The following is a 5,331-nucleotide window of genomic DNA, read 5'->3' as shown; positions in this document are numbered from 1 at the left end:
TGCTGTGGATCCCGACGAGTGTGGCGTGCCGGATCTGCTCGGCGTCCATGACGGCGAGGACGTCCTCCGCCTGCTGTTCGATCGTGGGCACGTGATCGACGGGATCGGAGAGCCCGAAACCGCGGCGCTGGAAGTAGACGGCGCGCGAGTAGGTCGCGAGGCGTTCGAAGAGCGAGTGCATGTACGGATCGGTCCACAGCAGATCCAGGTGCATCTGGACCTCGAAGAACCACACGACGTCGGCGGGACCGGCGCCGACCACCCCGTAGGCCAGGTTGTGACCGTCGCGGGGCAGGTACCGGGTGACCGGTGGATCCACTCGTACAGCCTAGCGGGGTAGAACGGAAGAGGTCGTGATCCGAAGGTGAGGCGGCCGTGCAAGACTCGCGGTACCGGGTGATCCGGTCGTCGGATCCGTCGGGTGACGGGTTCCGCGGGAGAGAGGATGTTCCTATGACACGTCCGTCGGAAGCGGGGGATATCGGACGCCGCATAGCGCAGCTCGCGCGCGGCTTCTACCATCCGGCCGATCTCGACGAGACCCTGCGCGGTGTGACCGCGGCCGCGGTCGAACTGGTGGAGGGGGCCGATTGTGCCGACATCCTCATCGTGACCGGGGGGAAGCATTTCCGCTCTCTCGCCGCGACGTCGGAACTCGCCGAGCACCTCGACGACGTCCAGGAACAGTTCGGGGAGGGTCCGTGCCTCGATGCGAGCTTCAAATACCTCGTGGTGCGCTCCGAAGACCTGCGGACGGAGACCCGCTGGCCGCGTTTCGCGAAGGCCGCGGTGGACGCGGGTGTGCTCAGTGCCTTGTCGTTCCAGCTGTATCTCGATCAGGAGAGCATGGGAGCGCTGAACATGTTCTCTGCGAGAGCCGAGGCGTTCGGTCCTCTGGCGGAGGCGACCGCCGAGGTCCTGGCCGCCCACGCCGCGATGGCGATGAGCGCGGCCCGCAGTCGGGGACAGTTCGCGTCCGCCCTGGCGACCCGCGACATCATCGGGCAGGCCAAGGGCATGATCATGGAGCGTTTCGGTATCGATGCCGTCGCGGCCTTCGAACTGTTGCGCCGGCTCTCGCAGGACAGCAACGTCCCCCTCGCGGAGGTCGCCCAGGGGATCGTCGAAGCAGGTCCCGAGCGACGCGACGATCGGGAGACGGGCCTCGACGCCACGCCTGTGTGACAGCACACACGCACCCGGGTAGGTTTGGTGAAACTGCAAATACTACTCACCGGTAGGGGTGCAACATGCCAGCTCCAAGCGCTGCGACCTTCCAGCGTCTTGCCGACCTCATCGCGATCCCCGAGGCCGCCGAGCGGACCGCCCGCCCCGTCGTCGAGGCCTTCACCGGCCGGGAGCTGGCCACCGTGCCGGTCGGCACGGCCGAGGACGCGAAGGCCGCGATCGACCGGGCCCGCACCGCGCAGGTCGCCTGGGCGAAGCTGCCCGTGGACGAGCGCGCCGCGATCATGCACCGGTACCGCGAGCTCGTGCTCTCCCGGCGCGAACAGCTCATGGACATGGCGCAGGCCGAGACCGGCAAGTCCCGTGTCTCCGCGCAGGAAGAGGTGCTCGACATCTCGATGACCGCGCGGTTCTACGCGCGTGTCGCGCCGAAGCTGCTGCGCCCCCGCAAGGCGACGGGCATGCTGCCGATCCTGACGAAGACCACCGTCCTGCATCATCCCAAGGGCGTCGTCGGCGTGATCGCGCCCTGGAACTACCCGATGACGCTGGCGGTGTCGGACGCGATCCCCGCCCTGCTCGCCGGCAACAGCGTGGTGCTCAAGCCCGACAGCCAGACCCCGTACTGTGCGCTCGCCGTCGTCGAACTCCTCTACGAGGCCGGCGTTCCCCGCGACGTCTTCGCCGTGGTCACCGGTCCCGGAACCGTGGTGGGCACCGCGATCGTCGAGAACGCCGACTACCTGATGTTCACAGGTTCGTCGGAGACGGGACGTCTGCTCGCCGAGCAGGCCGGCCGGCGCCTGATCGGGTTCTCCGCCGAACTCGGTGGCAAGAACCCCATGATCGTCACGGCCGGGGCGAACCTGCGCGAGGTCACGAACGCCGCGGTGCGGGCGTGCTTCTCCAATTCCGGCCAGCTGTGCATCTCGATCGAGCGGATCTACGTCGAGAAGTCCATCGCGCCGGAGTTCGTCCGGATGTTCGGCGCCCGGGTGCGCGAGATGGCGCTCGGTGCCGACTACGACTTCGGCACCGAGATGGGATGCCTCATCAGCGAGAGCCAGGTCGAGACCGTGACCCGGCACGTCGAGGACGCCGTCGCCAAGGGCGCGACCGTCGTCGCGGGCGGAAAGGCACGGCCCGATCTCGGCCCGCTGTTCTTCGAACCCACGGTGCTGACCGACGTGCCCGAGGACGCCGAGTGCTACCGGGGCGAGACGTTCGGGCCGGTGGTGTCGATCTACCCGGTGGAGAACGTCGAGGAAGCGATCCGCGAGGCCAACGACACCGAGTACGGACTCAACGCGTCGGTGTGGGCCGCGACGAAGGCGCAGGGCGAGGCCGTGGCGGCGCGGGTGCGTGCCGGCACGGTGAACGTCGACGAGGGGTACGCACCGGCGTGGGGGAGCACCGATGCCCCGATGGGCGGCATGGGTATCTCCGGCATGGGCCGCCGCCACGGCGCGGAAGGCCTGTACAAGTACACCGAGGCACAGACGATCGCGACGACACGGCTGCTCAACCTCGACGGTCCGCGCGGGCTCCCGCGGCGGGTGTGGGCGAAGATGCTCGCCCCCTTCGTCGAGTCGATGCAGTGGCTGCCGGGGCGCTAGAGATCCGATCGATCGACCCGGGGCGTCGCGCATACTGATCGTCATGTCCTGGGCCGGGATCGAGGAGTCGGTGCTGGGCGCACCGCTGACCACGCGACCAGCGGTCGCGATCTTCGCCGTTCTCGTGGTGACAGGCCTGGTCGTGCTGCTCACCCGCAGGCATCGCTCGTGGTTCGTGCGCGGCGCCCCCGTCGCAGCGCTCACGGCTGTCGCCCTCACCGCCGTGGCAGCACTCCTGGTCGAGAAGGTGTGGAAACCCTTCCCGGACCGTTTGCCATGGGTGGTGTACGGCTGGGTGGCGGCGGCACTGCTCGCCGTCTCACTGCTGATCGGACGATGGTTCGTACGGCGGCGCGATCGGCGTCGGCCCTTCGTCGCGGTGACACTCGTGGTGGTGGCGGTGCTCGTCGTGGTCGCGGCCGCGGGCCGGATCAACGCGGTCTACGACGCCTATCCGACCGTGCGGGCGGCACTCGGCATCAGCGACTACCGAAGCGTCCCCTTCGACGATCCGTCCGTCCGGGCATCGCGGACCGTACCCCTGGAGAACTGGTCGGCGCCGGCCGACCTGCCCGCGACCGGAGCGGTCACCTCGGTGACGATTCCCGGGACGGCCTCCGGATTCCGTGCGCGAGAGGCACGCGTCTACCTTCCGCCCGCATACTTCTCGGATCCGAGACCCGAACTGCCCGTGCTCGTCCTGCTCGCCGGACAACCGGGAAGCCCGGAGGACTGGCTCGTCGGCGGGCGTCTCGCACAGACAATGGATTCCTACGCCGCCGAGCACCGGGGCCTGGCACCGGTCGTCGTACTCGCGGACGGTACCGGAGGCCGGTTCGACAACCCGCTGTGCACGAATTCGCATCTCGGCAATGCGGCAACCTATCTCGCCGTCGACGTGCCGTCCTGGACACGGGACGGCCTGCAGGTCGACGACGATCCGAAGGCGTGGGCCGTCGGCGGATTGTCGTACGGCGGAACATGCGCACTGCAACTGGCCACCACCCGCCCCGACGTCTATCCGACCTTCCTGGACATGTCGGGGCAGGCCGAACCCACCATCGGTGATCGGGCCTCGACGATCCGGGACGTGTTCGGCGGCGATGCGGAAGCATTCGCCCGCAACAATCCTGCCGACCTGCTCGCACGCAACCGGTATCCCGACTCCGCCGGTGCTTTCGTGGTGGGACTCGACGATTCCGAATACCGTGCCGGGGTGGAACAACTCGCCGCGGCGGCCCGGGAGGCAGGGATGGACGTCCACCTCACCGAACTGCCGGGTACCCACAGCTTCGCCCTGTGGTCCGCAGCGCTCGAGAAGGAGTTGCCATGGCTCGCACAACGACTCGGGCTCGGCAACTGACGCCCCGCATCGGGACGGCGGTGCTCCGGGCACCCGTCTCGTGCGGACTCCTCGTACTGCTCTGGTTCCTGGCGGTCACCACCGGCTCGACGCGGAGCGGCCCCTCGCGCGCGACGGCGTCCGAGGTCTCGCTCGGGATCCCGAACATCGCGGACGGGCACCTGTGGACATTGTGGACCTCGGGGTTGTTCGCCTCCGGCCTCGGTGAATACGTGGTCGGAAGTATCGCGATCCTCGCCGTCGCGGTGCCGGTCGAACGTCGCATCGGCAGTCGCAGGTTCACGCTCGCCGCGCTCGTCTCCCAGGGCCTGGGGGCGGCACTGGCGTTGCTCGTGGCCCGGATCGCGTCGCTCGTGCCGAACCTGTGGGGGCGGGAACTGCACACCCACCTCACCGAGGACCCGCTGGCCTGGGTGCTGGGCGTCCTGCTCGCGTCCACCACTGCGATGGGCACCCTGTGGCGTCGCCGCATACGAACCCTTCTGCTGGTGTTCCTGGTGACCGCAGCTCTGTTCGCCGGGCACCTGCAGGACGTGAACAGGGTGACGGTCGCGCTCGCCGGGTTGCTCGTCGGCCCGCTCCTGTTCGGTCGCGGTGTGCGCCGTCCGACGCTCGGCGGCACCATCCGGGAACGCCGCACGCTCGTCGCGCTCGTCGTCGCGGCGAGCGTGCTCGGCCCGATCTTCGCGGCGTTCTCCCCACACTCGATCGGTCCGCTGTCCGCGCTACGCGAACTGTTCGAGCAGGTTCCCTACAGCCCGCGAGAACTGGTGGACGTCTGCGCCGATCCGGCGCTCCACGACGAATGCCGGAAAGGGCAGCAGGCCCTGCGCCTGTCGGGAATCGGTCCCCTGGTGGCCGATCTCCTGCCGTCGATACTGCTGCTGATCGGTGCCGAAGGACTGCGCCACGGGCGACGGGCGGCATGGTTCCTCTCGGTGGGAGGACACATCGTGCTGATCGCCGTGGCCGCCGCGAGCACGATCGTGCGCGTGGCAGAACAGGACGAGACCCGGTCGCTGCTGTACGGGATCCATCGGCACAGCTCCGTAGCCATGGAACTCGCGCCGCTCCTCGCTCTGGTCACCGTGCTCATCGTGTTGCTGTCGACCCGCACCCTGTTCGATGTCCGCGCACCGCGGGGAACCTATCGCCGGGTCTGGG

At 68.8% G+C, this 5,331-nt stretch carries 4 protein-coding genes and 1 pseudogene; 4 read left to right on the top strand and 1 reads right to left on the bottom strand.

Annotated elements, in window-relative coordinates; translation table 11 throughout:
* The coding region (locus R1101_RS0115550; protein ID WP_016934309.1) for an alpha/beta fold hydrolase at nt 1-319 on the bottom strand (319 nt) is incomplete at its 3' end.
* A 134-nt stretch (nt 320-453) separates the two neighbouring features.
* On the opposite strand from R1101_RS0115550, the gene R1101_RS0115545 reads away from it, so the two are divergent.
* The 4 genes and pseudogenes from R1101_RS0115545 to R1101_RS27020 all read left to right on the top strand — a co-directional run.
* A complete protein-coding gene (locus tag R1101_RS0115545; RefSeq protein WP_016934308.1) occupies nt 454-1,185 on the top strand; it encodes a GAF and ANTAR domain-containing protein in 732 nt (243 codons plus the stop codon).
* Nucleotides 1,186-1,250: 65 nt separating this feature from the next.
* The gene (locus tag R1101_RS0115540) at nt 1,251-2,804 is read left to right on the top strand and encodes a succinic semialdehyde dehydrogenase (RefSeq protein ID WP_016934307.1); all 1,554 of its coding nucleotides are present in this window, start codon (nt 1,251-1,253) and stop codon (nt 2,802-2,804) included.
* 43 nt (nt 2,805-2,847) lie between these two features.
* A complete protein-coding gene (locus R1101_RS0115535; RefSeq protein WP_016934306.1) occupies nt 2,848-4,167 on the top strand; it encodes an alpha/beta hydrolase in 1,320 nt (439 codons plus the stop codon).
* Nucleotides 4,134-5,331 (top strand): annotated as a pseudogene (locus R1101_RS27020) (hypothetical protein); the annotation flags it as partial. The gene R1101_RS0115535 and the pseudogene R1101_RS27020, both read left to right, overlap by 34 nt.

It is taken from the genome of Rhodococcus sp. R1101 (genome assembly GCF_000278445.1).
In the GTDB taxonomy this organism is placed as follows: Bacteria; Actinomycetota; Actinomycetes; order Mycobacteriales; family Mycobacteriaceae; genus Rhodococcus; species Rhodococcus gordoniae.
The sequence above is the reverse complement of the archived record's forward strand: the minus strand, read 5'-3'. Positions and strand labels throughout refer to the sequence as shown.

What these genes read in the sequence shown, in the direction of transcription:
- R1101_RS0115545 (WP_016934308.1), top strand. Translation starts at nt 454, where the DNA reads ATGACACGTCCGTCGGAAGCGGGGGATATCGGACGCCGCATAGCGCAG.
- R1101_RS0115540 (WP_016934307.1), top strand. Translation starts at nt 1,251, where the DNA reads ATGCCAGCTCCAAGCGCTGCGACCTTCCAGCGTCTTGCCGACCTCATC.
- R1101_RS0115535 (WP_016934306.1), top strand. Translation starts at nt 2,848, where the DNA reads ATGTCCTGGGCCGGGATCGAGGAGTCGGTGCTGGGCGCACCGCTGACC.